The 20145-nt window shown below is 60.8% G+C and carries 16 protein-coding genes and 1 tRNA gene; 11 read left to right on the forward strand and 6 right to left on the reverse strand.

Going from position 1 to position 20145, the window contains the following annotated elements:
* Window positions 1-60 precede the first annotated feature (60 nt).
* The 4 genes from AC2FMN_RS07245 to miaA form a co-directional block, all read right to left on the reverse strand.
* Window positions 61-1524: an ABC transporter permease gene (locus AC2FMN_RS07245; protein ID WP_496687161.1), complete on the reverse strand. Its 1464-nt coding sequence runs from the start codon at window positions 1522-1524 to the stop codon at window positions 61-63.
* A 13-nt stretch (window positions 1525-1537) separates the two neighbouring features.
* Complete coding sequence (locus AC2FMN_RS07250; RefSeq protein WP_496680852.1) at window positions 1538-2584, reverse strand: ABC transporter permease; 1047 nt, start codon at window positions 2582-2584, stop codon at window positions 1538-1540.
* 137 nt (window positions 2585-2721) lie between these two features.
* The gene (locus tag AC2FMN_RS07255; RefSeq protein WP_496680849.1) at window positions 2722-4392 is read right to left on the reverse strand and encodes an ABC transporter substrate-binding protein; all 1671 of its coding nucleotides are present in this window, start codon (window positions 4390-4392) and stop codon (window positions 2722-2724) included.
* A 350-nt stretch (window positions 4393-4742) separates the two neighbouring features.
* A complete protein-coding gene (miaA, locus tag AC2FMN_RS07260) occupies window positions 4743-5651 on the reverse strand; it encodes a tRNA (adenosine(37)-N6)-dimethylallyltransferase MiaA (protein WP_496687177.1) in 909 nt (302 codons plus the stop codon).
* Between the two features lie 83 nt (window positions 5652-5734).
* On the opposite strand from miaA, the gene pyrH reads away from it, so the two are divergent.
* The 10 genes from pyrH to AC2FMN_RS07310 all read left to right on the forward strand — a co-directional run bounded on the left by pyrH (window position 5735) and on the right by AC2FMN_RS07310 (window position 17881).
* Entirely contained in the window at window positions 5735-6487 is a 753-nt protein-coding gene (pyrH, locus tag AC2FMN_RS07265; protein WP_496680848.1) for a UMP kinase, read from the forward strand.
* A gap of 212 nt (window positions 6488-6699) precedes the next feature.
* Complete coding sequence (locus AC2FMN_RS07270; protein ID WP_496687162.1) at window positions 6700-8286, forward strand: BCCT family transporter; 1587 nt, start codon at window positions 6700-6702, stop codon at window positions 8284-8286.
* Window positions 8287-8545: 259 nt separating this feature from the next.
* The gene (locus AC2FMN_RS07275) at window positions 8546-9772 is read left to right on the forward strand and encodes an aminotransferase class V-fold PLP-dependent enzyme (protein ID WP_496687163.1); all 1227 of its coding nucleotides are present in this window, start codon (window positions 8546-8548) and stop codon (window positions 9770-9772) included.
* A 45-nt stretch (window positions 9773-9817) separates the two neighbouring features.
* Window positions 9818-11242: a cryptochrome/photolyase family protein gene (locus AC2FMN_RS07280; RefSeq protein ID WP_496687164.1), complete on the forward strand. Its 1425-nt coding sequence runs from the start codon at window positions 9818-9820 to the stop codon at window positions 11240-11242.
* Between the two features lie 69 nt (window positions 11243-11311).
* The gene (locus AC2FMN_RS07285) at window positions 11312-12520 is read left to right on the forward strand and encodes a class I SAM-dependent methyltransferase (RefSeq protein WP_496680838.1); all 1209 of its coding nucleotides are present in this window, start codon (window positions 11312-11314) and stop codon (window positions 12518-12520) included.
* Window positions 12521-12590: 70 nt separating this feature from the next.
* Window positions 12591-12977 carry a TrgA family protein gene (locus AC2FMN_RS07290; protein WP_496680919.1) on the forward strand — a complete coding sequence of 129 codons (387 nt, stop codon included), beginning with the start codon at window positions 12591-12593 and terminating at the stop codon, window positions 12975-12977.
* 24 nt (window positions 12978-13001) lie between these two features.
* The gene (locus tag AC2FMN_RS07295; RefSeq protein WP_496687165.1) at window positions 13002-14117 is read left to right on the forward strand and encodes an NUDIX domain-containing protein; all 1116 of its coding nucleotides are present in this window, start codon (window positions 13002-13004) and stop codon (window positions 14115-14117) included.
* Between the two features lie 69 nt (window positions 14118-14186).
* The gene (locus AC2FMN_RS07300) at window positions 14187-15221 is read left to right on the forward strand and encodes a cysteine synthase A (protein ID WP_496687167.1); all 1035 of its coding nucleotides are present in this window, start codon (window positions 14187-14189) and stop codon (window positions 15219-15221) included.
* The gene (locus AC2FMN_RS07305; RefSeq protein WP_496687168.1) at window positions 15221-17650 is read left to right on the forward strand and encodes a DUF3772 domain-containing protein; all 2430 of its coding nucleotides are present in this window, start codon (window positions 15221-15223) and stop codon (window positions 17648-17650) included. The genes AC2FMN_RS07300 and AC2FMN_RS07305 overlap by 1 nt, the downstream gene beginning before the upstream one ends.
* A 141-nt stretch (window positions 17651-17791) precedes the next feature.
* A tRNA-Ser gene (locus AC2FMN_RS07310) sits at window positions 17792-17881 on the forward strand.
* A gap of 390 nt (window positions 17882-18271) precedes the next feature.
* On the opposite strand, the gene AC2FMN_RS07315 is transcribed toward AC2FMN_RS07310, so the two are convergent.
* Window positions 18272-18682, reverse strand: coding sequence for a topoisomerase DNA-binding C4 zinc finger domain-containing protein (locus AC2FMN_RS07315; protein ID WP_496687169.1), 411 nt, complete (start codon window positions 18680-18682; stop codon window positions 18272-18274).
* A gap of 324 nt (window positions 18683-19006) precedes the next feature.
* A complete protein-coding gene (locus tag AC2FMN_RS07320) occupies window positions 19007-19633 on the reverse strand; it encodes a competence protein CoiA family protein (protein ID WP_496687170.1) in 627 nt (208 codons plus the stop codon).
* 196 nt (window positions 19634-19829) lie between these two features.
* On the opposite strand from AC2FMN_RS07320, the gene AC2FMN_RS07325 reads away from it, so the two are divergent.
* The coding region (locus AC2FMN_RS07325) for a glycosyltransferase family 25 protein (RefSeq protein WP_496687171.1) at window positions 19830-20145 on the forward strand (316 nt) is incomplete at its 3' end.

Genomic DNA, 20145 nt, shown 5'->3' on the forward strand with positions numbered 1-20145 from the left:
TTTCTCTGGCTCAAAATATCCCGGGGGGTGCGGGGGGCTGGCCCCCCGGCTGCGTTCACGTCAGTCCTTCAGGCTTTCCTCGCGCAGGCCGTCCGCCAGCAGGTTCAAGCCCAGAACCAGCGACAACAGCGCCAGCGCCGGCGGCAGGGCCGGGTGCAGATAGATCGACAGCAGCTTGCGCCCTTCGTTGATGGTTGACCCCCAATCCGGGCTTTCTGGCGGCAGGCCCAACCCAAAGAACCCCAAGGTCCCCAACAGGATGGTCGTGTAACCGATGCGCAGGCAGAAATCGACGATCAGCGGCCCGCGCGCATTGGGCAGGATTTCCCACAGCATAATGTACCAGGGGCCTTCGCCGCGCGTCTGGGCGGCCGCCACATAGTCGCGCGTTTTGATGTCCATGGCCAGGCCGCGCACGATGCGGAACACCGTGGGCGAGTTGACGAAGACAACCGATACGAACACGACCAATATCCCGCCCGGAATGTCGAACAGATCCAGATAGGTCGGCAACCCCCAGATGCTGTAGGCGTCAGTGTTGATGACGTGGCCTCCGGTCGAAATCAGTGACAGGTACAGCCAGATCGCGATCCCCAGCACCCCGATCAGCAGAGGCGTTCGAAAGTTCGGGCGGGTATAGTAGCGCGAGTTCAGGAGCACCGCGATGAACAAGATCGGAAAGATGAACAGCACAGCGGCCATATAGTTCGGCACGCCGGTCGCCACGATTTCCGGGGTCACCAGCAGATAGAACAGCAGGATCACCGGGAAGGCCAGGATCAGGTTGGCGAGGAACGACAGGAACGTATCCAGGCGTCCGCCATAGTACCCCGCCGGCAGGCCCAGCGTGATGCCGACCATGAAGGCGAACATCGTGGCCAGCGGCGCGATCTGCACGACGATCCACGCGCCCTTGACCATGCGGCTGAACACGTCGCGGGCCAGGTTGTCGCCGCCCAGAAGGTACCAGGCGAACTGCCCTTCCTCGGGGTTGGGCAGGGGGGTGCCGGGCACCTTGTTCTTCATCCCCGACAACTGCACCAGCGGGTCATGGGTCACGATCAGGTCGAGCGCGCCGAAAATGCCGGTGAACACCCAGAACATGACCAGGGCAAAGCCAATCATGCCGATCGGGCTGTCGAACAGCTTGCCATACAGGCCCAGCCGCCGCTTGAAGGCGACCGACATCGCGAACAGGATGATCAGCGACACCCAGACCGGCAGGAATTGCTGCGCGACGGCGCCGACGATGCCGGCTCCGGTTCCCAGGAATACGCCCAGCAGCAGATAAGCGACGACCGTCGCGATGCTGGCCAGGAAGGAATACCACAGCGCGGTTTCGACCAGGCTGCGCAGCCCGCCACCAGAACTGACGGTGCCATCCGCGTTCACGGTCACCTGGGGTTCAGGCAGCACGATACTGGCCAGGATCCAGGCCAGGACCGAGACGGCCAGTGCAGCCAGAGCGATTGTCAGGATCGGGTTCAGAAAGGCGATAGAGCCAGTCCAGCTCAGAGGTTCCATGGTCTATCCTCCTTCATGAAATGCGGATGCGTGGGTTGAGGTAGACATAGCCGATATCCGAGATCAGCTGCGTCACCAGCACCACGAAGACCGACACGACCGAGATCGCCAGCAGCAGCTGGATGTCGTTGTTGCCCGCGGCCTGCACCAGCGCCCAGCCAAAGCCCTTGTAGTTGAACAGGGTCTCGACGATCACGACGCCGTTCAGCAACCACGGGAACTGCAGCATGATGACGGTGAAGGGCGCGATCAGCGCGTTGCGCAGCGCGTGTTTCAGGACGATGTTGGAAAAGGATACACCCTTGAGCCGCGCGGTGCGGATGTACTGCGCCGTCATCACCTCGGTCATCGAGGCGCGGGTCATCCGCGCGATATACCCCATTCCGTACAGGGCGATGGTCAGCACCGGCAGAAAGAAATTCTCGAATGTCGGGTTGTCCATGGCCTGCGTGGCCGTGCCCTTGAACCATTTCAGACCCACGGTGGACGAGGTGAAGATGGCGATGAAGATCACGCCCGAAACATATTCCGGCGTGGCCGTGGTGATGATCGAGAAGGTGGACAGCGACCGGTCCAGCGCTGACCCTTCGCGCATGCCGGCCAGAACGCCCACCAGCAGCGCGGTTGGCACCATCAGCAGCAGCACCCAGAACATCAGGTACCCGGTGTTGCCCAGGCGTTTGGCGACAATCGTCCCCACCTCTTCCTTGAACACGGTCGAATAGCCCCAATCGCCCTGAAGAACGCCGCAATAACGGGGGGTCGTGTCCGGGGTCGATCCGGGGCGGGCGCAGGTGCCCACGAATTGCCCGTCATCCAAAGTGTTCGTGAATCCCGGGATCACCCCAAGCCACTGGCCGTACTTGACCAGCGTGGGTTGCATATAGCCACGATTTTCCAGCCACGAGACGACCTGTTCGTCCGACATGCGCTGGTTGCCCTGTGTCTTGGCCAGTTTTTCCAGGTTCGGATAGAGGTTCGTGAGGAAGAAGACCACGAAGGTCAGGCACAGCGCCGTCAGCAGCATCACGCCCAATCGTCGGAGGATGAAGAGTCCCATGTTGGCCCCTGTTGTTCGGGTTTTCCGCAGATCAGTGGACCATTGCCTGGCCTCGGACGTTCCGACCCCGTGTCGGTGTGTCTGCGGCTGGAAAGGGGCGCCCGCATTCGGGCGCCCCAGCAGGGTTCAGGTCGGGCTCAGGCCGCCCAACCCCATTTGTAGTGATGGTGTTCGAACGACACATGCATGTCGGTGCCCACCAGACCTTCCTTCATGTGGCGATACAGCGACCGCCAGTAGGGTTGGATGGTAACGCCTTCCTCCTGGATCATCGCTTCGCCCTTGGCCACGATTTCGCGGCGCTTGTCGGCATCGGCAATGGCCAGGGCCTCGGTCAGCAGGGCGTCGAACTCGGGGTTCGCCCAGCCGAATTCGTTCCAGGCCTCTCCGCTGCGATAGGCCAGCGCCCAGATCTGCACGCCAAGCGGACGGTGGTTCCAGTTGGTCGAGCTGAACGGGTATTTCGCCCAGTCGTTCCAGAACGTGTTGCCGGGCAGAACAGTCCGCTTGACCTTGATGCCGGCGTCGCGCAGCTGGGCTGCGACCGCATCGGTGGTGTTGCGGCGCCAGTCGTCGTCGATCGAGATCAACTCGTGCTCGAAATCGGCCATGCCGGCCTCTTCCATCAGCTTGCGCGCGCCTTCCGGGTCAACTTTTTGCGGCGGCAGTTCGTAGTAATCCGGGTGGATCGGACCAACGTGGTGGTTTTCCGCGGGCGAGCCGCGACCACCGTAGCCAAGCTCGAGGCAGACCGAGTTGTCCACGGCCATCTGCAACGCCTGACGCACACGTTTGTCGGCATAGACCTTCTTGCCGTCCACTTCCGCAAGCTGGTTCGGGCGGATCACGATGGTGTTCATCGTGACGACCTCGGATTTGACATAGCCGAGGCCGTCCATCACATCGATGAATTCACCGACCGATTCGTACAGCATGTCGACTTCGTCGGATTCCAGCGCCGCCAGCCAGGCCGACGGATCGGTGCCGTAGTCGATATACTCGATACGGTCCAGCGCTGGGCGGCCGAACACGTCCTCGCCCCACCAAGTGTGGTTTTCGTTGCGCACCAGCACGGCCTTTACGCCGACTTCGAGGCTCTCGATCAGGTAGGGGCCGGTGCCCACGTTGTTGGTCAGGTCCGTCTCGCTGAACGAGCTGTGGATAATTGCGGCCGGGTAGTCCGCCATGCCCGGGATCAGCGAGATGTCCGAATTCGGCAGGTTCAGCTTGACGGTGTGAGAATCCACCACCTCGATCGCACCTTCGATCGCCTGACCGGTATCTGCGTCGATCAGCGTGGCGAAACGGCCGGCCATCGAGTTGGTTTCCGAGCTCTTGTCACACCAGCGCGCGATGTTGCGGGCGACGTCGTCGGCAGTGAAATCGTCACCGTTGTTCCACTTGACGCCCTTGCGGACCTTCAGCGTGTACTCGGTGGCGTCGTCGTTGACTTCCCAGCCCTCCAGCAACATGCCGCGGAAAGTGCCGTCCGAGTTGTACTCGACCAGGTATTCCAGCGTGCCGCGGGTAACATTCGCGATCTGCGACCAGTCATAGGTGCGCGGATCCTTGAGGGCGCGCACCTCCATCTGAACGCGCAGCGTGCCGCCCATCTGCTTGGCGTCCTCGCCGGCCGCCTTGGCCGGGGCGGACAGCCCGATCATGCCGTAGGCTGCAGCAGCAGTGACGCCGAGGCTGGTCGTGCGCGTCAGAAACTCGCGGCGGCTCAGCTTGCCTTCCTGGTATTCCCGGGCGTGCATGTCCGCCGCCCAGTGTACCGGTGCGCCGGTCAATGTCTTGATTTCCATGAAAGTCTCCCTGTGAGATTTGTTTTTTCGTTACTGGAAACCGTCGCATTCGAACTGAGCCGTTTGCGGCGTTTCCGTGAATTTTTCTGAGCGCAGATCATCCCCATACGAACATTCGGCACCAGAATCCGATCAAGGTCAATGTTCGAAATCGTCATCAGATGTTCAAAAACGACATTTCAGAGCAAAGACACCGGTTACCCCGCCACACTCTGCCGGGCAAGTCCAAGAGTGACACCCAAAATCACCCGGGTGATTCTGTTTAGTGCGGGCCAAAGGGTGATAATTCGGCTTAAGGCACTGAAAAGAAATGAAAATATACTGGTGATAGGGGCCGGCGCCGGGTTGTCTCAGTCGCTCAGGTCGACTTTATGCCAGTCCTTCATGCGCGACCGGCACCAGGTCCGCTGACGTTTAGCGTATTGCCGTGTCGCAATCGTCGCTTTCTCGCGGGCCTGGTCCAGTGTGAGGTCGCCCGTCACGTAGGCCATCAGTTCGGGAACACCGATTGCTTTGCAGGATGGAAGCGACGGGTCGTACCGGTCCCGCATCGCCGCCACCTCGTATAGGGCGCCGGTGGCCAGCATCTGGTCGAACCGCCGGTTGATCCGATCCAGCAGCCAGGCTTTATCGACATCGACCACGATCGGTACGGCCTGATCCAGCCGAAGCACCGGCGGCGGCGTTTCGGCCTGCCAATCGGCCAGGCTGCGACCGGTGGCGCGTTCGACTTCCCAAGCCCTTTGCACGCGCGCGCGATTGTGGGTGTCGAGGCGTGCGCGCGTGCGCGGGTCCACCTCGGCCAGCAAGTCGGGCAGGGGCATCGCGTCAGCCTGCGTGCGGATCGCGGCAGGGGTCGGCGGAATTTCGGCCATGCCTTCGGTCAGCGTCTTGAAGTACAGCCCCGTTCCGCCGACGATGATCGGACGCAGGTCGCCCGACAACAACGGGGTAACCTCGCGCAGCCATTGCCCGGCCGAATAGGTTTCATCGTAGGGCACATGCCCATAAAGGGCGTGCGGCGCGCGGGCTTCCTCTTCGGCCGACGGGCGGGCCGAGATGACCCGCCAGCAGTCATAGACCTGGCTGGCATCGGCATTGACGATGACCCCTCCGAACCTTTCGGCCACGGCCAGCGCCAGCGCCGATTTCCCCGACGCCGTGGGGCCCGCGATCAGAACCGGTTTACCCTCGGGAACGGGGGGGAGCCGGTCCGCGATCGCGGTCGTTGCGTTTCCTGTCCTGTCCGATTGCGCCATTGTCCGACCATCCGCATTGAACCCGCGGGGGTTTTGCTTCATTTTGCGCCGGAAAACAAACCCGTGCCACCCCGGAGCGCAACATGACCCTTTCTCCCGCCACCACAACCGAAGAAACCCCAAAGACAACCTACAATCGCGTGATGCTGAAGATCTCGGGCGAGGCGTTGATGGGCGACCAGGGCTTTGGCCTGCATCCGCCCACCGTGCAGCGGATCGCGCAAGAGGTGAAGTCGGTTCATGACCTGGGCGTCGAGATCTGCATGGTTATCGGCGGCGGCAACATCTTTCGCGGCCTGTCGGGCTCGGCCCAGGGGATGGAACGGACGACGGCCGATTACATGGGCATGTTGGCCACGGTGATGAACGCGCTGGCGATGCAGTCCGCGCTCGAGGGGCTGGGCGTGTTTACGCGGGTGATCTCGGCCATTCGGATGGACGAGGTGTGCGAACCCTACATCCGTCGCCGCGCGGTGCGGCACCTGGAAAAGAAACGGGTCTGCATCTTTGCCGCCGGCACCGGAAACCCGTATTTTACCACCGATACCGCAGCGACGCTGCGCGCCAACGAAATGGCCTGCGAAGCGATCTTCATGGGCAAGAACGGCGTCGACGGCGTCTATGACAAGGACCCCAAGGCGCATCCCGACGCGGTGCGCTATGACACGGTCACCTATGACGACGTGCTGGCCAAGCGGTTGAAGGTGATGGATGCCTCGGCCATCGCGCTGGCGCGCGACAATAACTTGCCGCTGATCGTCTTCGGTCTGGACGAGCCAGGCGGGTTCCGCGGTATCCTGGCGGGTGAGGGAACCTATACCAAGGTTCAGGGCTGACCCGGCGGTTTCACGCCCGTAACGACTTGGATTCACGAGCTGTGGCTCGCGCCCACTGGCGGCGCGGTCTTGCCTTTTTACGGACGGAAACCGTGTTTTTTTGCGAAAATTCCTGAAGGCAGTCGTTTTTGCTCGGTGGACGGTCTTTCGCGAAAGACCGTCGCGGCGGGTCTTCCGTGCAGACAGGGGCAGCAACATCGGGAGGAGAGAGAATGTCCGACAATACGGAAACCGACTATGAGGTCGGCCAGGACAATATCCAGATCATGGGGTTGGATATCCACAACCCGGTCTTTGCGGTCTCGGGCCTGACCATCATCGCTTTCGTGTTCTTTTCGCTGGTGTTCCGCGAACAGGCCACGGAGTTCTTCGGCTGGCTGCGGCCGGCGCTGACCAGCCGCTTTGACTGGGTGTTCATGGTTGCGGCCAACATCTTCGTGGTGTTTTCGCTGCTGCTGATCGTTACGCCCTATGGGTCGATCCGACTGGGTGGCCCGGACGCACGGCCCGATTACAGCTATGCCGGCTGGTTTTCGATGCTGTTCGCCGCAGGCATGGGCATCGGGCTGGTGTTCTGGGGCGTGGCCGAGCCGATCTCGCATTACGGGTCGTCGCTGGGCGGTATGGCCGTGGGAGAGGACGGCGCGCGCACCGACTGGGCGCCGCTGGGCGCCGCGTTGAACGACCCTGAGGCATCGCGTGAACTGGCTATGGCCGCCACGATCTTTCACTGGGGGATGCACCCCTGGGCCGTATATGCGATCGTCGCGCTGGCGCTGGCCTTCTTTAGCTTCAACCGCGGGCTGCCCCTGACAATGCGGTCGGTCTTCTACCCGCTGTTCGGCGAGGCGACCTGGGGTCCGCTGGGCCATGTCATCGACGTTCTGGCGGTGTTTGCCACGATTTTCGGGCTAGCGACCTCGCTGGGGTTGGGGGCGACGCAGGCGCTGGCGGGGCTGAACTATCTGTTCGGCGTTCCGGTGACCGACGGGATGAAGGTGTTTCTGATCGTCTTGATCACCGCCTTTGCGCTGGTTTCCGTCGTTGCGGGTCTGGACAAGGGGGTCAAGCGCCTGTCCGAGGCCAACATGATCCTGGCCGCACTTCTGCTGTTGCTGGTTTTGGTCGTGGGTCCCACGATGGTCATCCTGACGGGATTCTTCGAAAGCATGATCGCCTATGTCGAAGCGCTGCCGGCGCTGTCGAACTGGATCGGGCGTGAGGACACCAATTTCATGCAAGGCTGGACGGCTTTCTATTGGGCCTGGTGGATCTCGTGGTCGCCCTTCGTGGGCATGTTCATCGCACGCATCTCGCGCGGGCGCACCATCCGCGAATTCGTGACCTGCGTGATCCTGATCCCGACCCTTGTCGGTGCGCTGTGGATGAGCGTGTTCGGCGGCGCGGCACTGGATCAGGTGATGTCGGGCAGCGGTCAGGCCCTGACGGATGCGGCGCTGGAGCTGAAGATGTTCAAGATGTTCGAAGCCTTCCCGATGGCCGGCCTTCTGTCTTTCGTCGGTATCGTTCTGGTGGTCGTGTTCTTCGTGACCAGTTCGGATTCCGGCTCGCTGGTGATCGACACGATCACCGCCGGCGGCAAGACCGACGCTCCGACCGCGCAGCGCGTGTTCTGGTGCGTTCTGGAAGGCGCCATCGCAATCGTTCTGCTGCTGGGCGGCGGATTGGGCGCCCTGCAGGCCGCGGCCATCGCAACCGGGTTCCCCTTTGCGATCGTGCTGGTTCTGATGTGCGTGTCGATCTTCATCGGACTGGTGAACGAACGCCGCCGCAAGTGACGCGGTTCATGGTCTGAGCTAAAGGGCCTCGGGCGATCCGGGGCCCTTTTTTGTTGTCGGTCGCGTATAACCGCCACGGGGATACACACCTTGACCCGTGCGACTGGCCAAGGCTAACTGTCGCCGTTCGGTGTGCGCATTCGAACTGCCGCGGCCGCCCGTGGCTGGCTGGAAGACCTGCCATGTTGTCGGAGATGTCCGGTGTCATGCGCGGGCAGACCTCTGGAACCATCGTGCATGACAAGGGAAGGACAGTGTGATGGGCACTCTGGATATCGATTTCGTGCGGGCGCAGTTTCCGGCCTTTGCCGAGCCGAGCCTGCAGGGACAGGCTTTTTTCGAGAATGCGGGCGGGTCCTATACCTGCAAGCCGGTGCTGGACCGGCTGACGCGGTTCTACACCCAGCGCAAGGTGCAGCCCTATGCCCCGTATGAGGCCAGCCGTCTGGCGGGCGAGGAGATGGACGAGGCGCGTATGCGCATGGCGGCCCTGTTGGGCGTTGACACTGACGAGCTCAGCTTTGGTCCTTCGACCACGCAAAACACTTATGTGCTGGCGCAGGCGTTTCGGCAATGGATGAAGCCGGGCGAGGCAATCGTGGTCACCAACCAGGATCACGAGGCCAATTCCGGCCCCTGGCGGCGCCTGGCCGAGGACGGGATCGAGATCCGCGAATGGCAGATCCACCCCGAGACCGGCGCGCTGAACCCGGCCGATCTGGAAAACCTGCTGGACGACAAGGTGCGGCTGGTCTGTTTTCCGCATTGCTCGAACGTGGTGGCCGAGATCAACCCGGTGACCGAGATCACCGCCATCGCCCACGCCGCCGGGGCCTTCGTGTGTGTCGACGGCGTTTCCTATGCCCCGCACGGGTTCCCCAACGTGGGCGAGTTGGGGCCGGATATCTATCTGTTCTCGGCCTACAAGACCTATGGACCGCACCAGGGTTGCATGGTGATCCGGCGCGCGCTGGGCGAGCTGCTGCCCAACCAGGCCCACTACTTCAATGGTGACGTTTTGTACAAGCGGTTCACCCCGGCTGGGCCGGATCATGCGCAGGTGGCCGCCAGCGCAGGCATGGCGGATTATGTCGATCTGCTGTGCGACCATCATGGTGGCCCGGCTTCGGGCGCGGGCGAACGCGGCCAGTTCGTGCATGACCTGATGCGTGCGCATGAAATTGCGCTATTGCAACCGGTGCTGGATGCGGTCAAGGACCGAAACGCGGTGCGCCTGATCGGCCCGGACAAGGCGGAACAGCGCGCGCCGACCGTGGCGCTGGCGCTGAACCGCAACGCCGAGGAGGTCGCCGCCGAACTGGCGCAACACGGCATCATGGCGGGCGGCGGAGATTTCTACGCGGTGCGGCCTCTGACCGCGCTGGGGGTCGATCTGGGGCAGGGCGTTCTGCGCGTCAGCTTCACCCACTACACCTCGCGCGACGAGATTGACCAATTGCTTCAAGCGTTTGATCGCGTTTTGTGATCCGCTACGCTCGTTGCAGCGTAGACAAGGAAAAACAGGGCGAGCATGGACAGCAAACAGTCACCTATTCTCATCTGGTTCCGGCAGGATCTGCGCTTGTCGGACCATCCGGCGCTGAGCGCCGCGGTACGGTCCGGGCGGCCGATCATACCGGTGTTCATTCGCGATTCACTGGTGGCGGGCCTAGGGGCGGCGCCCAAATGGCGGCTGGGTCAGGGGCTGGCGGCCCTGGCGCGAAACCTTGAACACAAGGGCAGCAAGCTTGTCCTGCGCAGCGGGGCCCCACTGGACGCGCTGAAGGCTCTCATTGGCGAGACGGGCGCGCGCGAGGTCTATTGGTCTCGGGCCTATGACCCGGACGCGATCGCGCGGGACACGGGTATCAAATCGGCGCTGACGGAATTGGGCCTGACCGCAAAATCCTTTCCGGGGCACCTTCTGTTCGAGCCGTGGACAGTGGCCACCAAGACCGGGAAGCCCTTTCGGGTATTCACACCGATGTGGCGCGCGGTGGCGCAGCGAGACGTCCCCTCGCCGGATCCGGCCCCCGAGCGGCTGGCTGCGCCGTCAGACTGGCCCGCGTCCGAACAGCTGGACGATTGGGGCCTCGGGCACGCCATGCGGCGGGGCGCCGGGATCGTCGGGCAGCATGTACAGGCCGGAGAGACAGCCGCCGAGGCGCGGCTTGACGCCTTCATGGAGCGGCTGGACGCTTATCCGGCGCAGCGCGACGCTTTGGCGGATGACGAAACATCGCACCTGTCCGAATACCTTGCGCTGGGCGAAATCGGCCCCCGAACGGTCTGGCACAGGGTGAAGGGCGCGGCCCTGATCGGCTCGACCGGCGCTGACGCCTTTCTGCGGCAACTGGTCTGGCGCGAGTTCGCCTATCACCTGATGTACCACACGCCGCATCTGCTGACGCGGAACTGGAGACCGGAATGGGACGGCTTTCCCTGGAACGAGGACATCGAGACGCCCGAGGTTCGGGCCTGGATGACTGCGCGCACGGGCATACCGATCGTCGATGCCGGGCTGCGCGAGATGTATGTGACCGGGCGGATACACAACCGGGCGCGGATGATTGTGGCAAGTTATCTGACCAAGCACCTGATGACGCATTGGAAAATCGGGATGGACTGGTTTGCCGACTGCCTGGTCGACTGGGATGCCGCCTCGAACGCGATGGGCTGGCAATGGGTGGCGGGTTCGGGGCCGGACGCCGCGCCGTTTTTCCGTATATTCAACCCGCAGACACAGGCCGAGAAGTTCGACCCGACAGGCGCCTATGTGCGGCGTTGGGTGGCCGAGGGTCAGAGCGATCCGCCAGAAACCGCCCTGGCGTATTTCGAAGCCATCCCCAGGTCATGGAACCTGAGCCCCATCGACACCTATCCGCGTCCGGTCGTTGATCTGAAGGTCGGCCGCGAACGGGCGTTGGCCGCCTATGAAGGCCGAAAAGACCAGTAAGGAACTGAAAACTTGCCAGAAACGCTTTCGCGACCTAGCCTGACCCGAATACCGCAAAGGGGAGCGCGGATGATCTTGACTACCACCGAGGGGCAGAAAAACCTGCCCAGATATTTTGCCCAAGTCTTCAAGATGCTCGGAAAGATGGAGTCCGGCCGGCTGGATATCAGCTTGCCCGACGGGCGCGTGTTTCGCAGCGAAGGCGCCAAACCCGGACCGGTTGCGCGAGTGGACATTCATGACCCCGACGTGTTCGCGCGCCTGATCCGAGAAGGCGAGCTTGGCTTTTCCGACGCCTACTTGGAAGGCGGGTGGAGCACGCCCGATCTGCGCTCCTTCATGGATCTGGTGCATTTGGGCACCGAGACGGTCTACGACGATTTCACCGGTAAGTTTCTGGTGCAGGCCTATGAGAAGCTGCGGTTCTGGCTGCAGCGCAATCACCGGAAACAGGCCCGCAAGAATATTTCGTACCATTATGATCTGGGCAATGATTTCTACGCCGCTTGGCTGGACGAAACGATGACCTATTCCAGCGCCCTGTTCGAGACCGGGCAGGAAAGCCTAGAAAAGGCGCAGATCGCGAAATATGCCAGCATGGTCGATGAGATGGGTGTAAAGCCAGGGGACCATGTGCTTGAGATCGGATGCGGCTGGGGCGGGTTCGCTGAATACGCCGCAAAGGAGCGCGGCCTGCGCGTGACGGGGTTAACGATCAGTCAGGAGCAGTTGAAGTACGCACGTCAACGGATTGAAAAAGCGGGGTTGTCAGACCGGGTCGAGCTCAAGCTGCAGGACTATCGCGACGAACGTGGGCAATACGACGGCATTGCCTCGATCGAGATGTTCGAGGCCGTCGGGCAGAAATATTGGCCCGTCTATTTTGAAACCGTGCGCGAGCGGCTGAAGCCGGGAGCTCAGGCGACCTTGCAGATCATCACTGTCGCCGACCGGCGCTGGGAGGTTTACAAGAACGGTGTGGATTTCATCCAGAAATATATCTTTCCGGGCGGCATGCTGCCGTCGCCGACGGTTCTGCGCGCGCAGATCGCTCAGGCGGGCCTGCAGGTTGTGCGATCGAAGGAATTCGGGCCGAGCTATGACCTGACGCTGCGCCGTTGGTACGACACGTTCAACGAAAAATGGGACCAGATCGCGGCCATGGGCTTTGATGAGCGTTTCCGCCGCATGTGGAATTATTATTTGACGGCCTGCGGCGCGGCCTTTGACACCGGCAATTGCGATGTGACACAGATCACAATAGCAAAACCGAACTAAAGCACGGAAAAGACAAATGCCCACCGCCTCACGCCTGGTTGCCGCGATCTGCCTTGTGGTCGTGGCCTTTCTGGTATCCGGAATGATCATGGACAACGGAGAGGAGGGCAAGGATTATGGCTATTTCACCTATGTCAACGTCATACTCGGGTTTCTGTGCGGCTGGGTGATCATGGGCAAGCGCGCCGGTCACGGGTGGACGGCCGCGATCAACAACGGGCTGACCGGGGTGGTTTCGCTGGTGTTCTGGGGGCTGTTCGTGCAGGGCACCTACGAGATGTTTCGTCTGGCGATGCGCCACCGGTATGACGGACCGTTCGAAGCGTTGCTTGCGATTTTCCAGCTGGGTGTCGAGTTCGGGCAAGAGCTGATCTATCCGGAAATCATTGCAACCCTGGCCTTCGGGGCCATCCTGTCGGGGCTGTTCACCGAAGAAGCGTCGCGTCGGTGGAACTGAGCTCTGGTTGAAGGTCCTGACAACATGACAGATCTGTTTTTCTACGGCACGCTGCGCCACTTGCCGCTGCTCGAACGTGTGCTGGGCCGGTCCAGGGATGCGCTGGCGGTTCGGCCGGCCCGCCTGATCGACCACGCCGTGCGTTGCGCAGAAGGGCAGCCCTTTCCGATGATCGTGCCCGAAGCAGGACAAGCGGCCGAGGGGCTGCTTGTCCAAGGTCTGCAGGCGTTGGACTTGGACCGGCTGGCCTTCTACGAGGGCGGGTTTGAGTTCGATCTGCGAGATTGCGAGGTGCAGTGCGACGATGGCACGCTGGTGCCGGTCCAGGTGTTCTTTCCTGACGCCGGCCGGTGGACACCGGGTGCGCCATGGTCGCTGGACCAGTGGGTTGCCCGATGGGGACCCATGACCCTGCTGGCCGCTGACGAGGTCATGAGCTGGTACGGCCGGATCGATGCCGTCGACATCGCCGAAAGCTTTCCGGCCATCCGAACCCGGGCCTGGGCCCGGCTTGCGGCCCGAAAACGCCGTACCGGAGATCCGCGCGACATTCGCAAGGACGTGATCGTTCACCGGCACCACCGGGCCTACGTCAACTATTTCGGTGTCGACGAGATCGACCTTCAGCATCGCCGCCATGACGGCACGATGGGGCCGGTTCTGAACCGCAGCGCCTTGATGCAGGGCGGTGCCGCGGTCGTCCTGCCATATGATCCGGTCCGCGACTGCGTTCTGCTGGTCGAACAGTTCCGCCCGCCCGTCTATCTGATCGACGACCCCGAGCCATGGGTCTGGGAACCGGTGGCCGGCATGATCGACCCCGGTGAGACGCCTGAACAGACGGCGCTGCGGGAAACGGTGGAGGAGGCGGGGGTGTCGCCGTATCGGCTGGAATACGCCGGCGGGGCCTATTCCTCGACCGGGTCGTCGACCGAATTCGTCCATCTGTATGTCGGCCTGTGCGATCTGACCGATCCGGCGGCCAATGGCGGTGTGACGGCCGAGGGCGAGGACATCCGCAGCCGGATCCTGCCATATGACGCGTTCATCGGCCAGGTCGACCGCCACGGCTTCAAGGACATGCCGTTGTTGGTGGTGGCGCATTGGCTGGCGCGCCATCGGGATCGGTTGCGCGACTGAGCATCGCCGCTTGTCGTCGGAGCCGGGCACCTGTATGCCTGCAATGATGCCAAATGACATGAGGGCGCCATGCGCATAGCACGAGATCTTGCCGACGCAGTTGGAAAAACCCCGTTGATCCGCCTCCGCCGGGTCAGCGAGGAAACCGGATGTGAAATTCTGGGCAAGGCCGAGTTCATGAATCCCGGTCAGTCGGTCAAGGACCGGGCCGCGCTCTACATCATTCGCGATGCCATCGCCCGTGGCGAGCTGAAACCGGGGGGAACCATCGTCGAAGGCACGGCCGGAAACACCGGGATCGGGCTGGCGTTGGTCGGGGCGTCGATGGGGTTCAAGACGGTGATCGTGATCCCCGAAACACAGTCGGAAGAAAAAAAGGACATGTTGCGCCTTGCCGGCGCGCAACTGGTCCAGGTGCCGGCTGCTCCGTACCGGAACCCCAACAACTTTGTCCACTATTCGCGCCGCCTGGCAGAGAAACTGGCCAAGACCGAACCCAATGGCGCGATTTGGGCCAACCAGTTCGACAACGTAGCCAACCGTCAGGCCCATGTGGAAACCACCGGCCCCGAGATCTGGGAGCAGACCGAAGGCAAGGTCGACGGGTTCATCTGTGCTGTGGGCTCGGGCGGAACGCTGGCCGGCGTGGCCGAGGCGCTGCAGCCCAAGGGTGTGACCATCGGGTTGGCCGATCCGCTGGGCGCGGGGCTATATTCCTATTACACGACCGGCGAAATCGCGATGGAGGGCAGCTCGATCGCGGAAGGGATCGGGCAGGTGCGCATCACCAAGAATCTGGAAGGGTTCAAGCCGGACCATGCCTACCAGATCAGCGATACCGAGGCGCTGCCCTATGTGTTCAACCTGCTTCGCGAAGAGGGGTTGGTGATGGGCGGCTCGACCGCGATCAACATCGCCGGCGCGGTCCGGCTGGCCCGCGAAATGGGGCCTGGGCACACGATCGTCACGGTCTTGTGCGACTATGGCACGCGCTATCAGTCCAAACTGTTCAACCCCGAATTCCTGCGGGAAAAAGAGCTGCCCGTCCCCGAGTGGATGACCGAGGCGCCCCGCAGCATCCCCGGCGTGTTCGAAGACGTCTGATGGTCAGGCACCTGCAACATCTGCTGGCACTTGCCTTTGTGCTTGTGCTGAGTCTGGTCGGCGGTGCATCTGCCCAGCTGAGTGACACGCAGAGCGAGTATTACAAGAAATGGCTTAGCACAGCCGAGCGCGCTGAAAACGTCATTGAGGCGCGCCGTGCTTCGAATGCCGCATTCGAAAATTTGAGAGCAGAAATAAATTCTTACAGGGAGGACTTCAATAAGGCACGGACGGCAAACACCGATCGTTTGAAAACACTCGAAGCACAGCTTAATGCGCTTGGGCCGGCGCCCGAGGATGGCTCGGAGGAACCAGAGCAGATAGCACAGCTGCGGTCCCACTTGGAAAGTCAGATCAACAAGCTGAAGATCCCGCGGATCATCAGCGAGGAAGCTTTCAGTCGCGCCAATGGATTGATCAGCGAAATTGACGCGATCATTCGAGAGCGGCAGCGTACGCAGCTTTTGACGCGTGGGCCGTCGCCGCTCAATCCCGCGTACTGGGTTCCTGCCTGGGAGGCGGTCAGCGAGGCCGGGCACAGCCTGGTCAACGAAACCAAGGCGAACCTTCGGTCAGCAGTCGTTCGTGAAAGAATGCGCAATGATGCTCCGGCCATCCTGACGCTGGTCATTTTGGCGCTGGTACTGCTGCTGTTTGGGCGTCGCTGGTCAGAGAGGGCCGGCGATTATCTGCGGCGCTTTGGCGGTGCGGGGCGTGGCGTGTGGACCTTCATCGTTTCGCTGTTTCGGATCATCTTCCCGTGGATGGGGGTCGTTTTTCTCATCCAGGCCGTGTCGATGACCGGTGTTCCAGGGTTTCGCGGCGCTTTGCTGATCCAGGAAGTTCCCTATTGGGCCGCGATCATCCTGTTCTACGACTGGATCGGACGTCAGATACTTTCGATGAGCGAGGCCGATGGTGCCTTGGCCCTGCCGGAAGGCAAGGTTGCTGAACTGCGGCTTTACATCGACCTGTTAGCCGTGATGCTGATTTTGCACGAACTGGCGCAGTTGTTCGGTCGGATCGAAAACATCTCCGACGCGACCCGCGCGGTGGTTAACTTTCCCATCATTCTGATTACCGGTCTGCTATTATTGCGAGCTCGGCATATCCGTGGTGGCGGTGATGGTCGAGATTCCGAAGAACAGACTTCGGAGCGGGGCCGGGGATTTGCGCAGATCGTCGAGCTTCTTCGGCGTCTCATGTTTTTGTTGGGGGCCACCGGACCATTGCTTGCTGCGCTGGGTTATACCAACGCGGCCGTTGCGGTTGTATTCCCGGCGGTCAAGACGCTTATTCTGATTGCGGCCCTGGTGATCTTCCAGCGTTTCGTGACATCGCTATATGGCTGGCTGACCGGCCAGCAGGACGGGGCGAGCGACTCGCTGTTCTCGGTTCTAGTCGGGTTCGTTCTTGCTGTTCTGGCGCTGCCAGTCCTTGCGCTGTACTGGGGCGCGCGGGAGACCGACCTGATCGAGGTCTGGTCGCGGATCATGCTGGGCTTCGACATTGGTGGCGTGACAATCTCGCCGTCCAATTTCCTGACTTTCGTGGCCGTCTTCGTGATCGGCTACATGCTGACCCGCCTCTTGCAAGGCACGTTGCGCGGATCGCTTCTGCCGAAGACCGGGCTCGACGCTGGAGGGCAGGCCGCTGTCGTGGCCGGAACGGGCTATGTCGGTATCTTCGTGGCGGCGTTGGTCGCCATTGTGGTCGCAGGCTTTGACATGTCTTCGTTGGCGATCGTGGCCGGGGCGTTGTCGGTCGGTATCGGTTTCGGCCTGCAGACCATCGTGTCGAACTTCGTTTCCGGGATCATTCTGTTGATCGAGCGCCCGATCTCGCAGGGCGACTGGATCGACGTGAACGGCATGACCGGATACGTCCGCGATATTTCGGTCCGCTCGACCCGGATCGAGACCTTTGATCGGACCGATGTCATCATCCCCAACTCGGACCTGATCAGCGGGGTGGTCACGAACTATACCCGCGGCAACACCATCGGGCGGGTCATCGTTCCGGTCGGAGTGGCCTATGGCACGGATACCGCCAAGGTCGAGAAGATCCTGCGCGAGGTGGCAAACCAGCATCCGATGGTCCTGTCGCACCCGACGCCCAACATCTACTTTGTCGGGTTCGGGGCAGACTCGCTTGATTTCGAGATCCGCGCGATCATCCGCGATGTGAATTGGGTGGTGGCGGTAAAGTCCGAAATGAACCACGAAATCAATCGCAGATTCGCCGAGGAGGGGATCGAAATTCCCTTTGCCCAACGGGATGTCTGGTTGCGCAATCCCGAGACATTGGTCGGAGCGCCTGGGGCTGGTGTCAATGCGCCCGAAGTCGAGTGCGAGCCGAGTCAAGGAAAGGCTTCGCCGGATGGATTGTCAGACGGTGCCCACAAGTCCGAGGGAGACGTCAAAACCTGAAGGCTCGGTGTCCGGGCCCAAAGAATGGGTTGTGTTGTTCATCAACAACGTCGGAAATTTTTGGTCCGGCTGAGATGCATGTGATTTGCGTTCAATCGGGCCTTGCAAATCCTGATTCATTGGTCCAAATATCCTCGGCACGGAGAGGTGGCCGAGTGGTCGAAGGCGCACGCCTGGAAAGTGTGTAGGCGGGAAACCGTCTCCAGGGTTCGAATCCCTGTCTCTCCGCCACTATTTCTCTTCATCCATCTGATATTATTGTGATATTTGCGGGCTAATTTCTATTCGTCCCCCAATTCCCCCACCCCCGAAAGCAGGCCATTCCGAGTTGTGTAAAGACAAAGCTTGGCTGCCAATACATTCCCTTGCCGGACAGTACGACTCTAGATTTTCCGGCCCTGAGCCGACCCCCGAAGTGGGGTCTCGATGCTGCGACAAGACCCGCCTAACTAATAGTCTGCGGACAAAGCAACATTTGGCAAACTCGGTCAATAGCGTTGATACCCAAGGGGGCGTTGGCACGGAATGCCTGTTCTGAGCCGAACCTAGAGGTTTTTGCGTGACGCTTGAATGTCAGATTGCGTCGCAGGCCGCTGTTGTAAATTTGAGAAATCCATTTTGCTACCGTTTCACGGGCCGGGGAGAAGAAGGCATCCCTCTATGCGATAGCGAAGTATCGTCAGCTGGAGGTCTTCGCAGAATCGGCTTCTCAGCACAGATTTTCTCATGCTCCCAGAGTGCAGCGCGTCGTTTTTGTTCGTGCGACTTTACGATTGACGCCAATGGTGTATTCGAATCGAATGGGAATATTCCCCTGCATTGCGGATATAAACTGCACCCCCAGAAGAGTTGTTCTTTTTTGTTCGTCCGTAGAGCCATCTTCCTACCACACTTTTTGCAGTCAGGATGCGCGGAAATGAAATCTGAGCAAAACTTCTTGTCTTTTTCCCAACCATTGGGAAGACATTTGGTCAGGCCTCCTTCCCGCTCCAAATCGTTGTGTGCGAGTTGGCGAACGTATTCCTTTTGCATCTCTGTTGGAATATTGCTGGAGTTGCCTCTGTGAGAACATAGAACTGAGGCTTATGCCGAATGCCGTAGCCGGTCATCAAGCATGTTCCAAAGTGGTGTATCCACGAAGTCGGGAATTTGCCCTCCACAATATTTGCAATCTAAACACTTGTAGACATAAACAGATTCAAAGTCTGGTTCGTTTCTCCGCGGACAGGCATTGACGTAGAATTTAGGAGTCAATTTACGCGGAACCATGTCGTTGAGCCGTGAGGCTTCAGCTCTCAATCTCTTCGTGAATTCTTTTTCCCATCTCTCCCGAGTCTCCGTCCGCCCAGTGACCAGCTACTTGCGTGGTGCCAGTAACTTTATTAGCCGTGTTAGTACATTTGGTGAGACGTGGCGATCTGCGTCCGAGAGGTCAATCTCTATGGCGCCAATTCCCATTCTTCGCATTCGTTCCCGTTTCGGTTGATCGACCTCATGGGTGACACGAATTTCAATGAACAACTGGGCGCCGTTCAACTCCAGAACCGCATCGGGCCGAAACCCCTGGTGTACCCAGTCTTGTGGCTCGATGCGGACATTGGACTCCGATGCAATACGTTCAGGAAAGGAATGCGTCATTAGTTCGTTCAGTTTCGCGATGGGCCCGTTTGCCAACTCGTTTGGGGCGGGCCAGCCTGCCTTGCGAATGTTTTCTTCCGGAATGAGAATTTTCCCCTTCAGGTCTTTTAGGGCTTGTTTTGCGGCTAAATGTAGTGCGGTTTCGCCAGCGCTCTCGCAGTTCACTTTTGATGCATGGGCGAAGTGCCATACCCGATGCTTGCCCTGACGCGCGATCAGGGGTGACTTGCAGGCAGGGCATAGACATCCGCAATCCGAGCCGTTCCGCACGTCGCTGACATGAACCAAACGACCATCCGTTTCGCGTATACCCCATCCCGGACGATTTTCGTGAGTTGCGGACAATGGTTAGCCCCTGTTGAGGTGTAGCTGAACTACTTCCATTGTAAGTATGCAAACTCCTGAATTCCAAGCTTTTGCCAAGGTGCTAGGCAGAAAACGGAGCGATATTGCCTTCTGCAAGCAAACCCCTGAACGCTGGACGAGCGGCAGGTATTGACGGTAAGGGCTAGGTCGTACGTCCAGCAGGAAGGGAACCCCAGTGCATACGCCTGACCACTCGGTGGCCGACAGCATCTATTACATCAACCTTGATCGCGTACCGGAACGCCGTGCCTTCATGGAGGCCGAGTTCGCGCGGGCCGGGTTGGCCGGGGCGCACCGTCTCAGCGCGACTGATGCCAGCCAGCCGGGGGCGCTGAATTCCGCGCGCTATGTGCCCGGCAGCGGCAGCCGGTGGGGGCTCAAGCTGAGTGAGATCGGGTGCTTCGAAAGCCACCGAAGGATATGGCAAATCGGAGCCGACAGAGGGCTGCCGGCCGTGGTCGCTTTTGAGGATGATGTCCAACTGTCCGATG

This window comes from Ruegeria sp. BHSC037, assembly GCF_059613045.1.

Bases quoted from the DNA above. Each gene is read 5' to 3' on its own strand.
- AC2FMN_RS07245 (WP_496687161.1), bottom strand. From the start codon at position 1,524: ATGGAACCTCTGAGCTGGACTGGCTCTATCGCCTTTCTGAACCCGATC.
- AC2FMN_RS07280 (WP_496687164.1), top strand. From the start codon at position 9,818: ATGGACAGCAAACAGTCACCTATTCTCATCTGGTTCCGGCAGGATCTG.
- miaA (WP_496687177.1), bottom strand. From the start codon at position 5,651: ATGGCGCAATCGGACAGGACAGGAAACGCAACGACCGCGATCGCGGAC.
- AC2FMN_RS07315 (WP_496687169.1), bottom strand. From the start codon at position 18,682: ATGCAAAAGGAATACGTTCGCCAACTCGCACACAACGATTTGGAGCGG.
- AC2FMN_RS07285 (WP_496680838.1), top strand. From the start codon at position 11,312: ATGATCTTGACTACCACCGAGGGGCAGAAAAACCTGCCCAGATATTTT.
- AC2FMN_RS07250 (WP_496680852.1), bottom strand. From the start codon at position 2,584: ATGGGACTCTTCATCCTCCGACGATTGGGCGTGATGCTGCTGACGGCG.
- AC2FMN_RS07255 (WP_496680849.1), bottom strand. From the start codon at position 4,392: ATGGAAATCAAGACATTGACCGGCGCACCGGTACACTGGGCGGCGGAC.
- AC2FMN_RS07275 (WP_496687163.1), top strand. From the start codon at position 8,546: ATGGGCACTCTGGATATCGATTTCGTGCGGGCGCAGTTTCCGGCCTTT.
- AC2FMN_RS07305 (WP_496687168.1), top strand. From the start codon at position 15,221: ATGGTCAGGCACCTGCAACATCTGCTGGCACTTGCCTTTGTGCTTGTG.
- AC2FMN_RS07295 (WP_496687165.1), top strand. From the start codon at position 13,002: ATGACAGATCTGTTTTTCTACGGCACGCTGCGCCACTTGCCGCTGCTC.
- pyrH (WP_496680848.1), top strand. From the start codon at position 5,735: ATGACCCTTTCTCCCGCCACCACAACCGAAGAAACCCCAAAGACAACC.
- AC2FMN_RS07300 (WP_496687167.1), top strand. From the start codon at position 14,187: ATGCGCATAGCACGAGATCTTGCCGACGCAGTTGGAAAAACCCCGTTG.
- AC2FMN_RS07270 (WP_496687162.1), top strand. From the start codon at position 6,700: ATGTCCGACAATACGGAAACCGACTATGAGGTCGGCCAGGACAATATC.